This is a genomic window from Cellulosimicrobium sp. NPDC030954, assembly GCF_055571305.1.
This window is the reverse complement of sequence record NZ_JBVIFN010000001.1, coordinates 510,888-531,113: the sequence shown is the minus strand read 5'-3', so window position 1 is coordinate 531,113 and position 20,226 is coordinate 510,888. Positions and strand designations below refer to the sequence as shown.

The 20,226-nt window shown below is 74.3% G+C and carries 17 protein-coding genes; 4 read left to right on the top strand and 13 right to left on the bottom strand.

The window, feature by feature from the left end:
• Positions 1–53: 53 nt before the first annotated feature.
• From ACZ402_RS02270 to ACZ402_RS02250, 5 genes are all read right to left on the bottom strand, one after another.
• Positions 54–1,598, bottom strand: a complete 1,545-nt coding sequence (locus tag ACZ402_RS02270; protein ID WP_375822411.1) for a UxaA family hydrolase — start codon at positions 1,596–1,598, stop codon at positions 54–56.
• Entirely contained in the window at positions 1,595–3,028 is a 1,434-nt protein-coding gene (locus tag ACZ402_RS02265; protein ID WP_375822412.1) for a Gfo/Idh/MocA family oxidoreductase, read from the bottom strand. The genes ACZ402_RS02270 and ACZ402_RS02265 overlap by 4 nt, the downstream gene beginning before the upstream one ends.
• 137 nt (positions 3,029–3,165) lie before the next feature.
• Positions 3,166–4,512 carry an ABC transporter substrate-binding protein gene (locus ACZ402_RS02260; protein WP_375822413.1) on the bottom strand — a complete coding sequence of 449 codons (1,347 nt, stop codon included), beginning with the start codon at positions 4,510–4,512 and terminating at the stop codon, positions 3,166–3,168.
• A 100-nt stretch (positions 4,513–4,612) separates the two neighbouring features.
• Positions 4,613–5,590 (bottom strand): carbohydrate ABC transporter permease, encoded by a 978-nt coding sequence (locus ACZ402_RS02255; protein WP_375822414.1) that lies wholly within the window; start codon positions 5,588–5,590, stop codon positions 4,613–4,615.
• The gene (locus ACZ402_RS02250) at positions 5,583–6,506 is read right to left on the bottom strand and encodes a carbohydrate ABC transporter permease (protein WP_375822415.1); all 924 of its coding nucleotides are present in this window, start codon (positions 6,504–6,506) and stop codon (positions 5,583–5,585) included. Before ACZ402_RS02250 ends, ACZ402_RS02255 begins: the two co-directional genes overlap by 8 nt.
• Before the next feature lie 241 nt (positions 6,507–6,747).
• Between ACZ402_RS02250 and ACZ402_RS02245 the strand changes: the two genes are divergently transcribed.
• The 3 genes from ACZ402_RS02245 to ACZ402_RS02235 are packed head-to-tail and all read left to right on the top strand — an operon-like array spanning position 6,748 to position 10,380.
• Positions 6,748–8,727 (top strand): DUF6807 family protein, encoded by a 1,980-nt coding sequence (locus tag ACZ402_RS02245; RefSeq protein ID WP_375822416.1) that lies wholly within the window; start codon positions 6,748–6,750, stop codon positions 8,725–8,727.
• Entirely contained in the window at positions 8,724–9,902 is a 1,179-nt protein-coding gene (locus ACZ402_RS02240; RefSeq protein ID WP_375822417.1) for a Gfo/Idh/MocA family protein, read from the top strand. Before ACZ402_RS02245 ends, ACZ402_RS02240 begins: the two co-directional genes overlap by 4 nt.
• A gap of 58 nt (positions 9,903–9,960) precedes the next feature.
• Entirely contained in the window at positions 9,961–10,380 is a 420-nt protein-coding gene (locus ACZ402_RS02235; RefSeq protein ID WP_375822418.1) for a TIGR03618 family F420-dependent PPOX class oxidoreductase, read from the top strand.
• A 27-nt stretch (positions 10,381–10,407) separates the two neighbouring features.
• Here ACZ402_RS02235 and ACZ402_RS02230 read toward each other — a convergent pair whose 3' ends face one another.
• The 8 genes from ACZ402_RS02230 to ACZ402_RS02195 form a co-directional block, all read right to left on the bottom strand.
• Positions 10,408–11,523 (bottom strand): mannonate dehydratase, encoded by a 1,116-nt coding sequence (locus tag ACZ402_RS02230; RefSeq protein ID WP_375822758.1) that lies wholly within the window; start codon positions 11,521–11,523, stop codon positions 10,408–10,410.
• Between the two features lie 2 nt (positions 11,524–11,525).
• A complete protein-coding gene (locus ACZ402_RS02225; RefSeq protein ID WP_375822419.1) occupies positions 11,526–13,166 on the bottom strand; it encodes a mannitol dehydrogenase family protein in 1,641 nt (546 codons plus the stop codon).
• A 185-nt stretch (positions 13,167–13,351) separates the two neighbouring features.
• Positions 13,352–14,470: a Gfo/Idh/MocA family protein gene (locus ACZ402_RS02220; protein WP_375822420.1), complete on the bottom strand. Its 1,119-nt coding sequence runs from the start codon at positions 14,468–14,470 to the stop codon at positions 13,352–13,354.
• Positions 14,467–15,282: an ABC transporter ATP-binding protein gene (locus ACZ402_RS02215; RefSeq protein ID WP_375822421.1), complete on the bottom strand. Its 816-nt coding sequence runs from the start codon at positions 15,280–15,282 to the stop codon at positions 14,467–14,469. Before ACZ402_RS02215 ends, ACZ402_RS02220 begins: the two co-directional genes overlap by 4 nt.
• On the bottom strand, positions 15,279–16,301 hold the full coding sequence (locus tag ACZ402_RS02210) for an ABC transporter substrate-binding protein (RefSeq protein ID WP_375822422.1): 1,023 nt from the start codon (positions 16,299–16,301) through the stop codon (positions 15,279–15,281). Before ACZ402_RS02210 ends, ACZ402_RS02215 begins: the two co-directional genes overlap by 4 nt.
• Before the next feature lie 69 nt (positions 16,302–16,370).
• Positions 16,371–17,264, bottom strand: coding sequence for an ABC transporter permease (locus ACZ402_RS02205; protein ID WP_375822423.1), 894 nt, complete (start codon positions 17,262–17,264; stop codon positions 16,371–16,373).
• Between the two features lie 62 nt (positions 17,265–17,326).
• A complete protein-coding gene (locus ACZ402_RS02200) occupies positions 17,327–18,154 on the bottom strand; it encodes a sugar phosphate isomerase/epimerase family protein (RefSeq protein WP_375822424.1) in 828 nt (275 codons plus the stop codon).
• Positions 18,155–18,624: 470 nt separating this feature from the next.
• On the bottom strand, positions 18,625–18,912 hold the full coding sequence (locus tag ACZ402_RS02195) for an adenine nucleotide alpha-hydrolase family protein (protein ID WP_375822425.1): 288 nt from the start codon (positions 18,910–18,912) through the stop codon (positions 18,625–18,627).
• 304 nt (positions 18,913–19,216) lie between these two features.
• On the opposite strand from ACZ402_RS02195, the gene ACZ402_RS02190 reads away from it, so the two are divergent.
• Positions 19,217–20,221, top strand: coding sequence for a LacI family DNA-binding transcriptional regulator (locus ACZ402_RS02190; RefSeq protein WP_375822426.1), 1,005 nt, complete (start codon positions 19,217–19,219; stop codon positions 20,219–20,221).
• Positions 20,222–20,226 lie beyond the last annotated feature (5 nt).

Here is a 20,226-nt window from a genome sequence, read left to right as displayed (position 1 = left end):
CCTCGCGGTGCCAGGGCTCTACCTCGGCCTGCCGGAGCTCTCCCTCGCGGGGGTCAGGTGACCGTGCCGAGGTGCCACGGGACGAACTCCTCGCCGCCGAGGTCGAGCTCCTCGCTCGCCGTCTGCTCCCCCGAGGCGACGGCGAGGATGCGCGCGAAGATCTCGTCGCCCACCTCCTCGAGGGTCGCGACGCCGTCGACGACCCGTCCGCAGTCGATGTCCACGTCGTCGCCCATGCGCGCGAAGAGCTCGCTGTTGGTGCCGAGCTTGATGCTCGGCGTGGGCTTGCAGCCGAACACCGACCCGCGGCCCGTCGTGAAGCAGACGACGGTCGCCCCGCCCGCGACGAGCCCGGTGACGGAGACGGGGTCGTAGCCGGGGGTGTCCATGAACACGAAGCCCGGGGTGTCGAGCGGCTCGGCGTACTCGTGCACCGCGGCGAGGTCGGCCTGCCCGCCCTTGGCGACGGCGCCGAGCGACTTCTCGAGGATCGTCGTCAGGCCGCCGGCCTTGTTGCCGGGCGACGGGTTGTTGTCGAGGGTGCCCCCACCGGCCGCGGCGTAGCCCTGCCACCACTCGAGCCGGTCGAGCAGGCGCTGCCCGACCTCCGGCGTGACCGCGCGGCGCGTGAGCAGGTGCTCGGCGCCGAACACCTCGGGCGTCTCCGCGAGCGCCGACGTCCCGCCGTAGGCGACGAGGCGGTCGGACGCGATGCCCAGCGCGGGGTTCGCGGTGATGCCGGAGTAGCCGTCGGAGCCGCCGCAGTTGAGCCCGAGCACGAGCTCGGACACGTCACGGTCGGTGCGCTCCCAGCGCGCGTCGATCTGCTCCACCATCTCGCGCACCGCCGCGACGCCCGCACGGACGGTGGCCCGCACACCGCCGGTCTCCTGGATGGTCAGGGTGCGCACCACCGTGTCCGGCGAGAGGTCCGCGCCCGCGAGCACGGTGTCGACGGCGATCATCTCGCAGCCGAGCCCGAGGACGAGGACGCCCGTGACGTTGGGGTGGGCGGCGTACCCGCGCAGCGTGCGCAGGAGCACCTGCGCGCCCTCGCTGGTCGGTACGAGGCCGCACCCCGACTGGTGCGTGAGGGCGACGACGCCGTCGACGTCGTCGTACGCGTCGAGCGCGAGCCCGCGGAACTGGTCGGCGATCATGCGCGCCGTGCTCGCGGAGCAGTTCACCGACGTGAGGATCGCGACGTAGCTGCGCGTGCCGGTCCTCCCGTTCGCACGCCGGTAGCCGCGGAAGGTCGGGCGTGGTCCGGGCGGCACCTCCAGCACGGCGCGCACGGTGGCGAGCTCGTGCTCGCGCTCCCCCGGCTCGAACCCCAGGTTCTGCGTGTGCACGTGCTGGCCGGCGCGGACGTCGCGCGTCGCGACGCCGATCACCTGCCCGTACTTGTGCACGGGTTCGCCTGCGGGGACGTCCCGCAGCGCGACCTTGTGCCCGCGCGGGACGGCGTCGAGCACGCCGACGACGCCGCCCGCGGGGAGGTCGACGGCGTCGCCCGGCGCGAGGTCGCGCGTCGCGACGGCGACGTCGTCCTCGGGCCGCAGGACGAGCACGTCGGCCGCGCGCGCGGTCGCGGTCACGACCGCACCGCCGACGTCGGGGTGGCGCTCGCCGTCGCGGGACGCTCGAGCGACACCCCGAGGTCGCCGGTGCGCACGACCTGCCCCGTCTCGAGCGAGCGGTTCACGGCGACGCCGACGGCGACGCTGCGCAGGCCGTCGACGTACCCCGCGGCCCGTCCGAGCGGGTCCTCCCCCGGTCCGCGGAACACGTCGGCGAGGAGCAGGCGGTCTCCGCCGCCGTGCGAGCCCTCACCCTCCTCGATGACGACCTCGCGCGCGGGCTCCCAGTGCCGCTGCACCACGAGCCGCGCGCCGTAGGGCCGGACGTCGCTCGCCCTCGGGTCGTGCACGGCGCTCGGGTCGACGGCGGGGCGGCGCTTCCCGTCCGGGCCGAGGTCCTCGGCCGCGTGACCGGACTGCACGTGCGCGCGCTCGACGACGTCGAGCTCGGCCCGGCCGCGCGTGCCGTTGACGGCGACGCGGTACCCCTCCCACGGGCTGTGCGCGGTCAGGGAGTAGGTGAGCGTGGCGCCGCGCCGGTAGCCGACGAGCGCGCCGATCGTGTCCTCGATGGTGACGCCCGGGGCGAACACGTCGCGGTCGCGGACGTAGCCGTCGGCACCCTCCGCGTCGAGGTAGAGCGCGCGCAGCGTGTCGTCGGCCGCGAGGTCGATCCCGAACGGGTCGTCGGGGGCGGCGTCGCGGCCCAGGCCGGGACGCTCCCCGGCGGGCCGCCCGGCGCCGTCGTCCCCGTAGAAGCGGAGACCGCCCCGCGCGGTCACGGACTCGGGGACGTCGTCGAGCCACCAGTTGACGAGGTCGAAGTGGTGGCTCGCCTTGTGCACCGCGAGGCCGCCCGAGGCGGCCTTGTCGCGGTGCCAGCGGCGGAAGTAGTCGGCGCCGTGCACGGTGTCGAGCAGCCACTCGAAGTGGACGGAGACGACGTCGCCGATCTCGCCCGACGCGATCACGCGTCGCAGCGCGGTGTTGCGCGGCGAGTACCGGTAGTTGAACGTCACGGTGAGCGTGGCCGACGAGCGCTCGGCCGCGGCGCGGATGCGCGCCATCCCGGCGGCGTCCGTCGTGAGCGGCTTCTCGCACACGACGTCGACGCCGGCGTCGAGCGCCGCCACGACGTAGCGGGCATGCGTGTGGTCGGGCGACGTCACGACGAGCACGTCGACCGCCTGCTCGGCGAGCATGAGCTCGAGCGCGGCCGGCTCGTAGCGCGGCAGGGCGCCGAGGCCCGCGGCCTCCAGGCGACGGTCGTGCCAGGCGGCGCGCACCGGGTTCGGCTCGCACCACGCGACCAGGTGCCCGTCCGCGCGGTGCTCGCCGAGCAGCGCGTCGACGAACATGCGCGCACGGTGCCCGGTGCCGGCGAGGGCATAGCGGCGCGGACGGCGGGTCGGCTCGGGCTCGGACGGGGCGGTGCCGGGGTGGTGCACGGGTCTGCGGTCCTCTCGGGGTCCTGGTCAGGTCGGGACGGGCGGCGCGACGGAGAGCCGCGGGGGTGCGGCCGGGCCGGTCCGTGGGGCGACGGACCGGCCCGGCCGGTCAGGGGTGGCGGGAGACCACGGCGGGGCTACTGCCCGATGGCCGCGCCCACCTCGTCGAGGAACTGCGTCGCGGCGTCCTGCGGGGACTTCTGCTCGAAGAGCACCTCGGTGTTGATGCGCTTGAGGATCTCGACGACGTCGCCGGCGCCCTGCGGCGGGACCGGCGGGCCGTCGACGATCTCGGCACCGAGCGCCTCCAGGAAGTCCGCGGCCTGCTTGTCGGCCGGGGAGAGGCTGTCCTTCACGGCCGCGCGCACCTCCGTGTTCGCGGGCAGGCCGCGGTCGGACAGCATGAGCGCCCCGGCCTCGGGGTCGTTGAGCAGGAAGTCCACGAACTTGGCGGCCGCCTCGGGGTGCTCGGACGTCTCGGCGACCGAGTAGTACATGGCGGGCTTGAAGTACATGCCCGTGCGCTCGCCCTCGGACTCGCCCGGGAGACGCAGGAGCTGCAGGTCGCGACCCGACGCGGTGCTGATCGCGCCGAGCTGGTTGGTCCACCACATGCCCATCGCGCCCTGGTTGGTCCCGAGGAGCGAGCCCTCCGGGCCGGCGCCCTCGAGCTCGACGGACCGCGCGGCGTCGGGCTGGCCCCCGCCCGCCTGGAGGTCGAGGGAGAGCTGGAAGAAGTCCGCGACGGTCTCCGCGGAGACGCCGAGCTCGCCGTCGGGCGTGTACAGCGCCTCGCCGCGCTGACGCGCGAGGATCGACAGCCCGGCCTCGTTGAAGCCGTAGTCCTGCGTGCCGTAGATGCCGTCGGTCGCCCCCGCGGTCACCGCGTTCGCGACCTCGACGTAGTCCTCCCACGTCCACGTGGCGTCGTCGGGCACCTCGACGCCCGCGTCGGCGAACACCTGCGGGTCGGCGAGCACCGCGTAGGCGTTGACGCCCGTGGGGATGCCGTAGAGCGCACCGCCCGTCTCGCCCGAGCCCACGACCGACTCGTCGATCGAGCTCGTGTCGATGTCGAGCGCCCCGAGGTCGGCGAGGACGCCCCGCGAGGCGTAGTCCGCGAGGTAGCGCTCCTCCTGCGTGATGACGTCGGGCGCGTCGCCGGCCGCGACCGAGGTCGCGAGCTTGTCCCAGTACCCGCCCCAGTCGGTGTAGTCGGCGACGACCGTGATGTCGGGGTTCTCCTCCTCGAAGAGGTCGATGATCTGCTGCGTCGTCTGGTGGCGGGTGTCCGAGCCCCACCACGAGAACCGGATCTGCACGGTCCCGGACTCCGCGGACGACGACTCGTCGTCGCCGCCCGGGTTGGCGACGCCGCCGTCGCCGCCGCAGGCGGTCAGGGCGAGGGCACCGACGGTCAGTGCGGCGGCCAGCGCCGCACGGCGCGTGCCGGGCCGACGCGAGCGGTGGATCGAGGTGTTCATGACTCTCCTTGTGCGTGACGGGACGTCGTCGTTCTGTCGTGCGGAGCGGTGCCGGGCGGCACCGGGAGACCCGCGGGCGGGCGCCCGCGAGCGGGAGGAGCTACTTGATCCCCGTCGTGGCGATGCCCTTGACGAGGTACTTCTGACCGAAGAGGAAGACGAGGAACACGGGGACCAGGGAGACGATCGACATGGCGAACATCGGGCCCCACGAGCTCTGGCCCGTGGCGTCCACGAAGGTGCGCAGCGCGATCGGGACCGTGTACATGTCCGGCTTGGTCAGGAAGATGAGCTGGCTGAAGAAGTCGTTCCAGGTCCAGATGAAGGTGAAGATCGCCGTCGTCGCGAGCGCCGGGAGCGCGAGCGGCATCATGATGCGCAGGTAGATCCGGCCGTGGCCGCAGCCGTCGAGCCGCGCGGCCTCGTCCAGCTCCTTGGGGATCCCGCGGAAGAACTGGACCATGAGGAAGATGAAGAACGCGTCGGTCGCGAGCAGCTTGGGCACGATGAGCGGCAGGAACGTGTTGATCCACTCGAGCGAGGAGAACAGCACGTACTGCGGCACGATCACGACGTGGATCGGCAGCATGATCGACATGAGCATGATCGCGAACCAGACCCCGCGGCCCCGGAACTGGAGCCGGGCGAACGCGTAGGCGGCGAGCGAGCACGAGACGAGGTTGCCCAGCACCGAGCCGAGCACCACGACCGCGGAGTTGAGCAGGTAGTGGCCGAACGGGTGCGTGAGTGCGTTCCACCCGTCGGTGTAGTTGCCGAGGTCGACCGCGGACGGGATGAGGCCCGGTTCGCGGAAGATCAGCGCCGAGGGCTTGAAGGAGCTCGCGAGCATCCACAGCAGCGGGTACAGCATGACGAGCCCGAACGCGACGAGCAGCACGTGCTTGAGCACGGACCGGACGCGCGCCGACTGCGCACGGCGCCGGGGGCGCGGGGCGGTGGGCGGCGCGTCGGCCGCGAGCCGGGAGAGCGTCGAGCGGGCGCGGTCGCCGGGGGTGGCGTCCTCCGTGACGACGGCGTCGGTGGGGGTCCCCGTGGCGGGGTGCGTGGTGTCAGTCATCGTAGAAGACCCAGTACTTCGAGGCGAGGAAGTTGACGAACGTCATCCCGCCGATGATCAGGAGCAGGAACCAGGCCATCGCCGACGCGTAGCCCATCTCGAGCGAGCCGAAGCCCTTGAGGTAGAGGTAGAGCGTGTAGAACATCGTCGAGTCCGCCGGTCCGCCGGTCCCGCCGCTCACGACGAACGCCTGCGTGAAGGACTGGAACGCGTTGATGAGCTGCAGCACGAGGTTGAAGAAGATGATCGGCGTGAGCATCGGCACGGTGATCGAGCGGAACTGGCGCCACCGGCCCGCGCCGTCGATCGAGGCCGCCTCGTAGTACATGCGCGGGATCTGGCGCAGCCCGGCGAGGAAGATGATCATCGGCGCCCCGAACGTCCACACGTTCAGGGCCACGAGCGTGCCCAGCGCGTAGTCGGGGTGCGAGACCCAGCCCTGCCCCTCGATCCCGACGAGCGCGAGGACCTGGTTGATGAGGCCGTCGGCGCCGAAGACCTGGCGCCACAGGATCGCGATCGCCACGCTCCCGCCCAGCAGCGAGGGCAGGTAGTAGATCGAGCGGTAGACCGCGAGCCCGCGCAGGCCCTTGTCGAGCAGGAGCGCCAGGCCGAGCGCGGCCGCGAGCTGGAGCGGCACGGAGACGAACACGTACGTGAACGTCACCTGCAGCGAGTTGAGCAGCCGTGGGTCGGCGAACATCCTCTCGTAGTTGTCCCACCCGATCCAGCTCGGCGCCTGGAGCAGGTCGTAGTCCGTGAAGGACAGGTACAGCGACGCGGCCATCGGGCCCGCCGTGATGAGCGCGAGGCCCACGAACCAGGGGGCGAGGAAGAGCGCCGCTGCCTTCCCGTCCCCCTTCTTGCGTGCGGGCCGCCGCGTGGCGGTCCCTCGCGCGAGCTCGGTCACCGCCATGCGAGACCCTCCTCGCACCTCGTGCCGGTCATCCGTCACCCTCCGGTCGTCGTCGATCGGTAGTCCGGCTCGTCCCCGTCACGGGGAAACCGGTTGCTGGGTGAGGACCGTAGCACACGTGGAACCGGTTTCCCATGGTGTACGGTCAGGTCATCGCGCAGCACCGGCCGACCCCGGCGAGCGCGGGCACCACGCTGCCGTGGGCGCCCGCGGCGCGCGGACCACGACCCGAGGGAGAACGATGGCAAGCGTGAGCACACGGCGAGGCGGGGTGACGATCGCGGACGTCGCGGCGGCCGCGGGCGTCTCCCGGGCGACGGTGTCGCGCGTCATGAACGGTCGCGCGACGGTCGACCCGGAGATCAGCGCGCGCGTCCGGCAGGCGGCCGCCGACCTGAGCTACCGGCCGAGCAACGTCGCGCGGAGCCTGTCGCTCGGGCGGACCAACACGGTCGCGCTCGTCGTCCCGGACCTGGGCAACCCCGTCTTCCAGCAGATCCTGCGCGGCGTCACCTCCGCGGCCGCCCCGGCCGGGTACCGCGTCCTCGTCGCGGACACGGCCGAGGACCCCACCGAGGAGGCGGCCATCGCCCTCGAGGCGCGGTTGCGCTGCGACGCGCTCGTCCTCGTCTCCCCGCGCATGCCCGCCGCCGAGCTCGCGCGGCTCGTCCCCGACGTCGCGCCCGTCGTGCTCGTCAACCGCGAGCTCGCGCCCACGGGCGAGGCGACCGTGCCGTCCCTCGTCGTCGACTACGCCGACGCCGCGGCCCAGGTCCTCGAGCACCTGCTCTCCCTCGGCCACCGCCGGGTCGCCTACCTCGCCGGCCCGCCCGGCAGCGCCTCGGACGCGCTCCGGCGCACGGGGCTGCGTCGCGTGCTCGACCGCACGCCCGACCTCGAGCTCGTCGAGCTCCCCGCGGGGCCCGACATCGCCGCGGGCCACGCCGTCGTCGACGAGGTCCTCACCGCCCGGCCGACCGCCGTCGTCGCGTTCAACGACCTCGTCGCGTTCGGCCTGCTCGCCGGGCTCAACGAGGCCGGCGTCGCCGTGCCCAAGGACATGTCCGTCGTCGGCTTCGACGACATCGAGCTCGCCCGCTTCGCCACGCCGTCGCTCACGACCGTCGCCGTGCCGCAGGCCGAGCTCGGTCGCCACGCGTGGAAGGAGCTCTCCGCGCTCATCGACGACACCGTGCCCGCGTCCCGCACCACGCGGTTCGAGCCCCGGCTCGAGGTCCGCGCGACGACGGGGCCCGTGCCGCGCCAGGTCGCCCGGGCCCGCGTCGCCCCGGCCGCCGAGCCGACCGGGGCGGTCGTCGTCGAGAGCGCCGGGGCCGGGACGCCGGACCAGCCCGTGCCCCGCGTGGTCCGCTGGACGCCCGACGGGGAGGCCGTCGTCCTGCGCGCCGGCGACCTGCGCCTGGCCCGCTACCAGCAGGGCGACCGCATCCCCGCCGTGCACGCGCCGCGCTCCTACCTGCACCCCGTCCACACCCTCGCGGGCGTCCCCCTCACCGACGCCGGCCCCGTCGACCACCGCCACCACTACGGCGCCTCGATGGCCGTCGCGGACGTCAACGGCACCTCCTACTGGGGCGGGCGCACGTTCGTCGCCGACGTCGGCCCGACCCTCCTGCCCAACCACGGCCGCCAGGTGAGCCACGCGCTCGCCGTCGACCCCGTGGAGCAGCACCTCCTGCACGACGGCGTCCGCTGGCACGACGAGCAGGGCGTCCCCCAGCTCGAGGAGGACCGCCGCCTCGACGCGTGGGTGCTCGACGACGAGACCTGGGTCCTCGACTGGCGCTCGACCCTGCGCGCCGAGCGCGGGGCGCTCGTCATCGGCTCGCCCGCGACCAACGGCCGCCCGGGCGCCGGGTACGGCGGCTTCTTCTGGCGCCTGCGCACGGCGGCCTCGACGAGCGTGCTCAGCGCGCATGGCCGTGGCGAGGAGAGCGCTCACGGCAGCACGTCGCCGTGGGTCGCGTTCGTGCAGGAGCACCCCTCCCACACGACGACGCTGCTCCTGGTCCAGCAGGGCGAGACGGTGCCGTGGTTCCTCCGCGCCGCCGAGTACCCCGGCGCCGGGCCCGCGCTCGCCTGGGACGCCCCGCGGACGATCCCCGCGGGCGGCACGCTCGAGACCGGCGCGCGCGCCGTGCTCGTCGACCGCGGGCTCGACCTCGACGAGGCCGCGGCGCTCGCGGAGCGCGTCCGGTGACCGGTTCGCCCCGGGCCGCCTCCGGGACGAACCACGTGCTCGACCGGGAGCAGGCCGCCGTCCCGGTCGCCGTCGTCGGAGTCCACGGCCACGGCGGGTCCCACCTTCGTACGGTCGCCGCGCTCGCGGCGCAGGGCCGCGTCCGGCTGAGCGCGGTCGTCGACCCGCGCCGGCCCGACGACGCCCCCGCACCCTGGTTCCCGACCCTGGGCGACCTGCTCTCGTCGCCCGACGCGGCCGTGCGCCCCGAGGTCGTCGTGATCTCGACCCCGATCCCGACCCACCTCCCGCTCGCGCGCGCCGCGATGGAGGCGGGCGTCGACGTCCTGCTGGAGAAGCCGACCGCCGTGTCGCTCGCGGAGCACCTCGCGCTGGTCGAGGTGGCCGAGCGCACGGGCCGCCGGTGCCAGGTGGGCTTCCAGACCTTCGGCTCGCACGCGGTGGACGCGGTCGCCGAGCTCGTCGCGGACGGCGAGATCGGCGACGTCCTGGGTATCGGCGCCGTCGGCACGTGGGTGCGGACCACCGGCTACTGGCACCGCGCCCCGTGGGCGGGCCGGCGCCGGCTCGACGGGCGCGACGTCGTCGACGGCGTCGTCACCAACCCCCTCGCGCACGCGGTCGCGACGGCGTTGCGCATCGGCGGCGCCCGCACGGCCGACGACGTCGCCCACGTCGTGACGGACCTCTGGCGCGCCAACCCCATCGAGTCCGACGACACGTCCTCGTTGCGCGTCGTCGCGCGCGACGGCCTGCCCTACGGGTTCGGGCTCACCCTGTGCGCGCCGGAGCGCACCCCGGCCCGCGTGCTCGTGCTCGGGACGGACGGCGATGTCACGCTCGAGTACGAGCACGACCGGGTCCTGCTGCGCACCCCGCGCGCCCAGGTCGAGAAGACCTACGGACGCACCGGGCTCCTGGAGGACCTCCTCGCCGCGCGGCACGACCCCGAGCGTCGGCTCGCGTGCGACGTGCGCGACACCGGCGCCTTCATGCGCGTCATGGAGGCCGTGCGGACGGCGGCGGACCCGCGGCCGCTCGACCCGGGCGCCGTGACGTGGACCGGCGAGGGCGACGACCGGCGTCCCGTCGTCGACGACGTCGCGCGCTGGTGCGAGGAGGCCGCCCGCACGGCCCGGACGTTCACCGAGCTCGGCGCGCCCTGGACGCGCTGAGGGTCCGCGCGTGCCGTAGCGTCGGGACGTCCCGCTGTCCCGACCCGGAGGTGCCGTCGTGTCCCGACCCCCGCTGCCGTCCCGTCCCGTCGAGCTGCTGCGCCGCCCGAACGCCGCCGTCATGGCGACCGTGCGGTCCGACGGCGCACCCGTCACCGCAGCGACCTGGTACGTCTGGGAGGACGACGGCCGCGTGCTCGTCAACCTCGACGAGACGCGGGTGCGCCTCCAGCACCTGCGGAAGGACCCGCGCGTCTCTCTCACGGTGCTCGACGAGAACTGGTACACGCACGTCACCCTGATCGGGCGCGTCGTCGAGCTGCGCGCGGACGAGGGCCTGGCCGACATCGACCGGATCTCGCGCCACTACACGGGGCACCAGTACGCGAACCGGAACAGCCCGCGCGTCAGCGCATGGATCGAGGTCGAGCGCTGGTACGGCTGGGGCGACGCGAAGGCCGCCGCCGGGGACGCGTAGCCCGCACCCCCGCGCGGCGAGCCGCCGTCAGGCGTCGTTGCGGAACGCGTCCCAGGCGCCGAGCAGGTACTGGACGCCGAGCGCGCGGTCGTACAGGCCGTACCCGGGGCGGGGCTTGTTGGTCGTGTTCTCGTCCCACAGGTGCCGGCCGTGGTCGGGCCGCACGTAGCCCTGGTAGTCGGCCTCGGCGTACGCGCGCATGATCCCGGTCGTGTCGACGCTGCCCTCGCACGCGCGGTGCGCGACCTCGGTGAAGTCGCCGTTCCCCAGGTGCTTGATGTTGCGCACGTGGGTGAAGTGGATGCGGTCCATGAACGTGCGCACGGCGTCGACCGCGTCCTGCCCGGGGTTCGCGGAGAAGCTGCCGAGGCACAGGGTCAGGCCGTGGTACGGGCTGTCGTGCAGCGACAGCACGCGCGCGAGGTCGTCCTTGGTCGACACGACGCGGGGCCAGCCGAAGACGTCGTAGGGCGGGTCGTCGGGGTGCACGCCGAGCTTGACGTCGGCCTCCTCGCACGCGGGGATCACCGCGTCGAGGAAGTACCGGTAGTGGGCGTACATGTCTTCGCGCGTCACGCCCTCGTACGCCGCGTCGAGCTCGGCGAAGCTCGCGAGCCGCTCGGGCTCCCAGCCGGGCAGCGTCAGCCCGTGCGTGTTCGCCTCCATGTCCGCGATGAGGCTCTGGGGCGACAGCGCGTCCACCACGGCCCGCTCGAAGAACAGCGCGGTCGAGCCGTCGGGCAGCGGGCGCCACAGGTCGGTGCGCAGCCAGTCGAAGACGGGCATGAAGTTGTAGCAGACGACCTTCACCCCGGCCCGGCCCAGCCGGCGGATCGTCGTCACGTAGTTCTCGATCGCCTCGTCGCGGCTGCGCCCGAGGACGGTCCTGCCGAGCTTGATCGACTCGTGCACGTTGACGGACTCGACCACCTCCGCGTCGAACGTCCGGGTGATCCCGCGCGCCTTCGCCTCGTCGCTCAGGCCGGTGATCGTCGCGACCTCGGCGTCGATCTCCGCCTGCTCCCACACCTCGCCCGCCTGCTTGCCGTGCAGGCTCCACACGATCGTCTCCACCCCGGGGACCTGGCGCACGTGGTCGAGCGTGACCGTGTCGTTCCCCTCCCCGTACCAGCGGAACCCCATCTTCACGGCGCAGTCTCCTCGTTCGTCGGGCCGGTCGGGCCGGTCGTGCGCGCGCTGCCGGCCGCGGCGACGGCCCCGTCGGCGATCTCGTCCAGCCGCGCGTCCGGGACCCCGGGGAGCAGGCCGGGGAGGAGGACGAGCGCGCGGACGGCCGCGGCGTCGTCGGACGCACCCGCGACGACCGCGCGCAGCTCGTCGCCGCGCGGGTCGTCCACCGTGCGGCCCGCGCGCGCCTCCGCGACGACGTACCCGCCCCACGCGGCGAGCGCCGCCACGACGCCCTGCGGCGCCGGGTCGTCCGGGCGCGCGGCGAGGAGGTCGGCGAGCGTCGCGCCCCAGCGGAACGGGATCTTCTGCGTGCCGTCCATCGCGACCTGGCGCGTGGTGTGCCCCGTCGCGGGGTTGGCGAACCGGTCGAGCAGCGTCTGCGCGTACGCGGCGAGGTCGACGCCGTCGGGCGCGTCCAGCGTCGCGAGCGCGTCGGCCTGCAGCGCCCGGGCACCCGCGGCGAGCGCCGGGTCGGCGACCGCGGCGGCGATCGTCGCGTGCCCCGCGAGCGAGCCCGCGTAGGCGAGGTAGGAGTGCGCGCCGTTGAGCAGGCGCAGCTTCGCGCGCTCGTAGGGCGCGACGTCGCGCGTGAGGGTCGCCCCGCCCCGCTCCCACGCGGGGCGAGGCCCCGCGAAGCGGTCCTCGATCACCCACTGCAGGAACGGCTCCGCCACGACCAGGCCCTCGTCGCGCGCGCCGAGCAGCGTCTCGACCTCGTCGCGCTGCGCGGGCGTGGTCGCGGGCACGATGCGGTCGACCATGCTGCACGGGAAGGTCACCGACGCGGCGAGCCAGGCGCGCAGCGCGTCGCCCTCCGCGCCGGGGAGCGCGGCGTCGACCGCCTCGCCCACGAGCCGCGCGAGCACGTGCCCGTTGTCGGCGAGGTTGTCGCAGCTCAGCACGGTCAGGGGCGCTCCCCCGGCCCGACGGCGTGCCGCGAGCCCGCGCACGAGGAGCCCGACGGCGCTGGTGGCCGCGGTGGCCTCGGTGACCTCCCCCGCGGCGTCGCCACGGAGTCCCGCGCCCGGCGCGTCCCCGCCCGGCGAGCTCGTGGCCGCCTCCTCACGGCGCAGCACGTCGAGGTCGCCCGCGACGGCGTCGACGTCGAGGTGCCCGTCGGCGCGGCGCGCGTAGCCCTTCTCGGTGACGGTGAGCGTCACGACGTGCGTCGTCGGCGCGGCGAGCGCCGCGAGGACGCGCGCCGTCTCCTCGGCCGGCCACACGACGTCGGTCACGGACCCCACGACGCGCGGGGACGCCCCGTCGGGCCCGACCGTCAGCACGGTGTAGACCCCGCCCTGCGGCCGGAGCTGGTCGCGCACCGACGCGGAACGCTGCGTCACGCCGAGGATGCCCCAGCGCGTCTCGCCCGTGACGCGCGCGGCGTCCTCGGTGACGACCGCCTGGTGCGCGCGGTGGAACGCGCCGATCCCGAGGTGGACGATCCCGACCTGCGTCGGGCGGACGGGCGCCGGCGGGAACGCGGGGTGGGCGTCGCGGCGCAGGCGCGATCGCGCCGACCGTGCCGCGTCGGGCGGCGTCGCAGCGGATGACGCCGGGCCGGGTCGGCTCGGGACGCGGGTCGGGGCGGTCACGCGGCCTCCAACAGGTCTCGGGTCGGTGACGGTGTCACCACGGTGGTCGGGCCGGGTGCGAAGTCCCGGATACGTACGATGCGAACGATTGTAGCCATAGCAGTGCTGGGTGCAGGAGACTCGGGGTGCCGTGACGTGCAAACGTTCGCAGCGATGGGCACGGCGCCGCGCACGTGCGGACGGCGTCACCGCACCGGTGCCGGCACGCTACGCCCCGCGAGGTCGGCCGGGCGCACGACCCGTCCGGTCGCGGCGGCCTCGCGGATCGCGCACAGGAGCCGGACGGTCTCCACGGCGTCGGCGGCGTCGACCGGGGGCGGCGCCGTCCCGTCCAGGGCCGCGAGCACCCGCTCCCACTGCACGCGGTGACCGGCATGACCGATCGCGAGCGGGTCGGCCGCGCCGCCCGCCGAGGTCCCCGACGTGGGCGCCGGGACGCCCGGCACGTCCCAGCGGAGGACCTCGTCCTGCGCGAGCTCCACCGACCCGTGCGACCCGTGGAGCGCGAGGGTGGCGGGGAACCCCGGGGGCGTGGCCGTCGTCGTCGTGACGACGCCGAGCGCACCCGACGCGAGGCGCAGCGTCGCGACCGTGGTGTCCTCGGCGGCGTCGTCGGCGGCGCCCAGCCCGGGGTCTGCGACGCGCGGCGCGCGCGCGAGCGTCCCCGCCTGGGCGGTGACCGACTCGACCGGCCCGCACAGCCAGCGCAGGAGGTCGACGTTGTGCACGCCCTGGTTCATGAGCGACCCGCCGCCCTCCGCCGTGGACGACCGCCACCGGGCCGCGGCGTAGTAGTCGTCGTCGCGGAACCACGGCACATGCGTCGCGACGAGGCGCAGCTCGCCGAGGGCGCCGTCGTCGAGCGCGCGCCGGAGCGCCTGGTGCTGGGGCTCGAAGCGGCGCTGCGAGACCATCGAGACGACCAGGCCCCGCTCGCGCGCCTCCCGCTCGACGCGGAGCGCGTCCTCGACGGTCACCGCGAGCGGCTTCTCCACGACGACGTGCCTGCCCGCCGCGAGCGCCGCGAGCGCGAGGCGCGCGTGGCTCCCGCTCGGCGTGCAGACCGCCACGACGTCGACGCCCTCGTGGCGGACCACCTCCTCCGGCGCCACGTGCGCCGCGGGCCCTGCCGGCGTCACGTCGTCGTCGAGCGGCGCGCCCCCGCTGTACGCGACGAGCCGCGCCCGCGGCGCCAGGTCGCGCAGCGCCCGCGCGTGCAGCACGCCGATGCTGCCCATCCCGACGATCCCGACGCCGACGACGGGAGCGCCGCTCCCCGGAGCCGACCGCACGGACGCGCTCACTCGGCGACGTGGCTGGCGCCGAGCAGGTCGCGCAGCCGCTCGGCGGCCCCCGTGAACCGGGGGTCGACGAGCGTCGTGCCGTAGTCCCGCTCGTCGGGCAGCCCGGGCTCGAGGGTCTCGACGATCCGTCCGGGGCGCGGGCTCATGACGACGATCCGGCTCCCCAGGAACACCGCCTCGGGCACGGAGTGCGTGACGAGCACGATGGTCGTGCCGGTCTCGCGCCAGATGCGGTTCATCTCGATGTTCATCTGCTCGCGCGTGAGCGCGTCGAGCGCTCCGAACGGCTCGTCCATGAGCAGGACGCGCGGCTCGTGCAGCAGGGCCCGGCACAGCGCGACGCGCTGCTGCATGCCGCCGGACAGCTCGTGCGGCAGCGCCTTCTCGAAGCCCGTGAGCCCGGTCAGCGCGATGAGCGCGTCCGCGCGCTCCTGCGCCCGGCGCTTGTCCATGCCCCGCATCTCCGCCTGGAGCAGGATGTTCTTGCGCACCCCGCGCCACTCGAGCAGCGCCGAGCGCTGGAACGCGAACCCGATGTCGCGCTGCGGCCGCGTGACGGGCTGCCCGTGCAGACGCACCGCGCCCTCGGTGTAGGCCGTGAGGCCCGCGACGATCTTCAGCAGCGTGGACTTGCCGCAGCCCGACGGCCCGACGATCGTCACGAACTCGCCCGGCTGGACGCTCAGGGAGACGTCGTCGAGCGCCACGGTCTCCGACCGCTTCGACGTGAAGCGCATCGTGAGGTCGCGGACCTCGATGATCGGGTCGGCGACGGCCGCGTCGACGGGGGCGGTGAGCTCGGTCGCGGTCACAGGTCCGCCCCGAACGCGCCGTCCCAGAAGTCGGCCGGGGTCGTGCCGCCGTCGAAGTCCGTGTTCTCGGACAGGAACGTGAGGGTGTCCGTCCACTGCTCCTCGGTGTTCACGCCGGGGGCGGGGGCGTCCGCGAGGTTGAGCAGCTCGATCGTCGCGGCGAGCTGGGCCGCCAGGACCGCCTCGTCGGGCGCCTGCTCGGCACCCGCGGCCATCGCCGCGACGGCGGCGTCCGGGTCCTCGGACGCCGCGAGGAACGAGCGCGACGTCGCCCGCACCATCGCCTCGACGAGCTCCGGGTCGTCCGCGATGAGCTTCTCGTTGGCCACGAGCCCCGTGCCGAGCAGGTTCATGCCGAAGTCCGCGAACGGCAGCGCCTCGACCTCCTCGCCGGTCTGGTTCTCGATCGTCGGCGCCTGGTCGTGGTGGAAGCCCTGGATCGCGTCGACCTTGCCCTCGATGAGCGCGGCGATCTTGCCCGCGGCGTCGACGTTGACCACGGTCACGTCGGCCGGGTCGACGCCGTTGAGCTCCAGCCAGGCCGGGAACGTCCCGTACATCGCGTCGCCCGGCGTGCCGCCGACCGTCTTGCCCACCAGGTCGGCCGGCTCGGCGATGCCCTGCTCGGCGAAGAACTCCACCGAGCTGGGGCCGGTCTGGAGGAACACGCCGACGCTGCGCACCGGCATGCCCGAGCTGATCGCGTTCGCGAGCGGCGGCGTGTCCGCCCAGCCGAAGTCGGTGTTGCGCTGCGCGACCTGCTGGACCGTGTTCCCCGAGCCGTTGCCGGGCTGGATCGTGAGGTCGATCCCCTCCTCCTCGAAGATGCCCTGCTCGACGCCGTAGTAGAACGGCGCGTGCTCGCCGTAGGGCACCCAGTTGAGGGTGACGGTGACCTCGGTGAGGCCGTCCGCGCCCTCCGCGGGCCCGGACGGGTCGGCCGACTGCCCGCAGGCCGCCGTCCCCGCGACCACGACGCCGGCCACGGCCAGCGAGACTGTCAGACGTGCACCACGCATGGGAAGACTCCTTCTGCTCGCGCCGCCTCGTCGTCGGGGCGGCGAACTCTGGGGTGGGTCAGGGGCGGGTCAGGAGGACGCGAGGACGAGGTTCCCGCGCTGCGACGCGTGCCACGGGATGAGGAGCCGCTCCAGCAGCTCGACGAGGAGGAACAGCACGACGCCGATGAGCGACATGAGGATGAGGTCCGCGAACAGGAGCGGCGCGTCGAGGTTGCCGCTCGCGAGGAGCAGCACGTACCCGAGGCCGCGGTCGGCGCCGACGAACTCGCCGACGACCGCCCCCACCACCGCGAGCGTGACGGCGACCTTCAGGCCGGACATCAGCTGCGGCAGCGACCCCGGGAAGCGGATCTTGCGGAACGTCTTCCAGCGCGACGCGCCCATGGTCGCCGACATCTCCAGCAGCTCCGGGTCGATCGACCGCAGCCCGGCGACGGCCGAGACCACGACCGGGAAGAACGCGATGAGCACCGCGAGGATGATCTTGGGGGCCGCGCCGAACCCGAACCAGACCACGAGGATGGGGGCGATCGCGATCTTCGGGATCACCTGCGCGAAGAGGATGAGCGGGTAGAGCGACTTCTCGGCCGTCGGCGAGTAGACGAGGAGCACGGCCGTCGCGACGCCGATCACGGACGCGAGCACGAACCCGACGACCGTCTCCATCGTGGTCACCCAGGTGTGCTCGGCCAGCATGGCCCAGTCCTCGACCATCGTGTCCCACACGGCCCCCGGCGACGGGACCAGGTACGCCGGCACGAGCTCGCGCCACGCGACGAACCACCACACGGCGAACAGCGCGAGCAGCACCAGCGCGGGGCGCCAGGCCGCCGAGGCGACCGCCACCACCCGGCTGCCGGCCGACGTCGTGCCGCGCGGGCGCGGGCCGGGGCGCCGGGCCGCCCCGGCGGGCGGGCGCGCCTCCTGGCGGGCCGGTCGCACTTCCTGGGCAGTCGTCATCGTGCGGTCCTCCGTGGTCGTGGTCCTGGTCGTCGGCGGGACGTCCGGGCTGGGCGCGTCGGTCATCGGAACGGCACCGCCTCGGCGTCGAGGATCGTGGTGAAGGCCTCCCAGGCCTCGGTGAACAGCTCCGGCCCGGAGAACCCGCCGAGGCTGTGCGCCTCGCTCAGGTGCGGCTCGAGCGAGAAGAACCCGTCGAAGCCGTCGTCGCGCAGCGCCCGCACGGTCTCGCGCACCTCGCCGTCCCCACGCCCGGCGGGCACGACGGCGCGCGTCGCCGCGAGCGCGTCCTTCACCTGGACGTACTCCAGGTACGGGCGCAGCAGCGCGTAGCCGTCGGTGAAGGGCCGCACGCCCACCTGCACGAAGTTGGCCGAGTCCCACGCGAGCGCCAGGTGCGGCGAGCCGACGGACTCGACCACGTCCAGGCACCGCTCCGGGACGTCGCCGTAGATGTCCTTCTCGTTCTCGTGGACCAGCACGACGCCCGCCGCGCGCGCCACGTCGGCGAGCGCCGCCATCCGGCGCAGGACGACGTCGCGCCACGACGCCGGGTCGGTCCCGGGACGCACGAAGAACGAGAACACCCGCACGTACGGGGCCCCGAGCTGCCGTGCGACGCGCGCGGCGTGCCGCATCCGGTCGAGGTGGGGCGCGAAGTCCTCGTCGACGAAGATCTTGCCGACGGGAGACCCGATGCTGGAGACGCGGAGGTCGTGCTTGTGCAGCAGGCTCGCGACGCGCTCGCGCTGGTCGTCGTCGAGGTCGAGCACGTTGGTCCCCCACGCGCTGCGGAGCTCGACGAACCCCAGACCGAGCTCGGAGGCCACGACGCACTGCGTCTCGACGTCGGGCGATATCTCGTCGGCGAAGCCCGAGAGCGTCCACATCGTGCCGCCCTCCCTTCTGCTGGTGGCTCCCGGACGACGACGCGGCCGGCACCGTGGGCCCGCCGGGCCGCAGCCTCCGGCCCGGGGAGGGGCTCGTGCGGAGGGGCGGCGCGGGGTCGGTGACGCGAGGACGCGGGGTCGTACGGGACGGTGGTCGAGGTCCTGCGCACGGAGCTCGTTCTCCGTGCGCCTGGCATGGACAGTAGGTGCGGGCCATGGCACGGACAACGAGTTGCCATTTGTTGCACCTGACAGCGCTGGACGGGCGACCGCGGCGCCAGGCGCACCGGACCGCGGGTGCCGGGCCGTGCGTGGGCACGAAGCGCGCGGGAGGGCGTGGTTGCCGTCGGTTGCCACCGGTCGGCGTCGCCGGGCGACGCCCGGCGACGGTTCCGTGACGGGGCCGTCGACGGCTGCCCGGCCGCGTCGGTGGCGGTCCGGGCGGGGCGCGCGGAGGGCGCGCCGGAGCGTCAGGTGCCGGGGTCCGCGGGGGTGCCGAGGTCGAGCGCGACGAGCCGGAAGCCCGCCGACCGGACGGCCCGCAGGACCTCGCCGCGCAAGGGCTCGGCCGCCACGACCGGCAGCTCCGTGTGGGGAGCCTCGACCCGGGCGAGGTCGCCGTGGTGGTGGACCCGCAGGTCCTCCAGGCCGAGCCGGCGCAGCTCGCTCTCGGCCGCCTCGACCTGGACGGCGGCCTCGCCGTCGCGGACCCGGTCGACGGCGAGGTCGGCCGACGGCGCCTGGTCGGTGCGGCTCATCGACGCCGTCCGCCGGGCACGACCGGGACGGCACCGGAGGGTCGGGGTCCAGGCCGCCGACGTGCCGCCGTCGGGCGCAGGGACGCGTTCGCACGCGAGATCACGGAGCCATTGGAGGATGCCCGTCGGGGCCCGTCAAGGAGTTGCCGTCGGTTGCCGTGGGGTTGCCACGGGACGCACCGCGGGCGGGCCGGGCACGAGGCGGCCACGGCGCGCGTACCGGCTGGTCACGCGGCACAACCGCGACACGAGGGCGACAACCGGTTGTTGTCCACCGCTGTCACGCCCGTTACAGTCCGACCGCATGACCTCAGCCGGCAATGGTGCCAGCCCGACGATCTACGACGTCGCCCAGGCGGCCGGCGTCGCCCCCTCGACCGTGTCACGGACGTTCTCGCGGCCCGGCCGCGTCAACGCGCAGACCGCGGAGCGCATCCGCCAGGTCGCGAGCGAGCTCGGCTACCGGACGAACCCGCTGGCCCGCGGCCTGCCGACCGGCCGGACCTCGCTGCTCGCGATCGTGGTGGCCGACGTGACCAACCCCTTCTTCTTCGAGATCATCCGCGGCGCGGAGAAGACGGCACGTGACGCCGGGTACACGCTGCTCATGGTCGACGCCCACGAGTCCGACGAGGCCGAACGCCGCGCGCTCGACCGGACGCTGCCCCTCGTGGAGGGCCTGATCCTCGCGACGTCCCGGCTCTCGGACTCCTCGATCCGGGTCGCCGCGAAGCAGCGGCCGACCGTCGTCATGAACCGGCACATGACCGACGTCCCGAGCGTCCTGACGGACAACGCCCAGGGCATGCGCAGCGCCGTCGAGCACCTGGCCGGGCTCGGGCACACGAGCCTCGCCTACGTCGCCGGGCCCGAGGCGTCGTGGGCCGACGGGATGCGCTGGCGCGCGTTCCGCGAGGCGACGCGCGAGACCGACGTCCAGGCGCGGCGTGTCGGCCCCTTCGCGCCGACGCTCGCCGGCGGGCTCTCCGCGGCCAAGTCGCTCGTCAAGCACCCCGCCACGGCGGCCGTCGCGTACAACGACCTCATCGCGATCGGCGCGATGCGCGGCCTGCGCCGGCTCGGGGTCGAGGTGCCGCGCGACCTGAGCATCGTCGGGTTCGACAACATCTTCGGCTCGGACTTCTGCACCCCGCCCCTCACGACCGTCGCCGCGCCGCTGCGCCACTTCGGGTCGTTCGCGGTCCAGCGGCTCCTGGCCCAGCTCCGCACGTCGCCCGCTCCCGCCGCCGGGCCGACGCTGCTCCCGGCGAAGCTCGTCGAGCGCGGCTCGACCGGCCGCCCGGCCTGACCGCA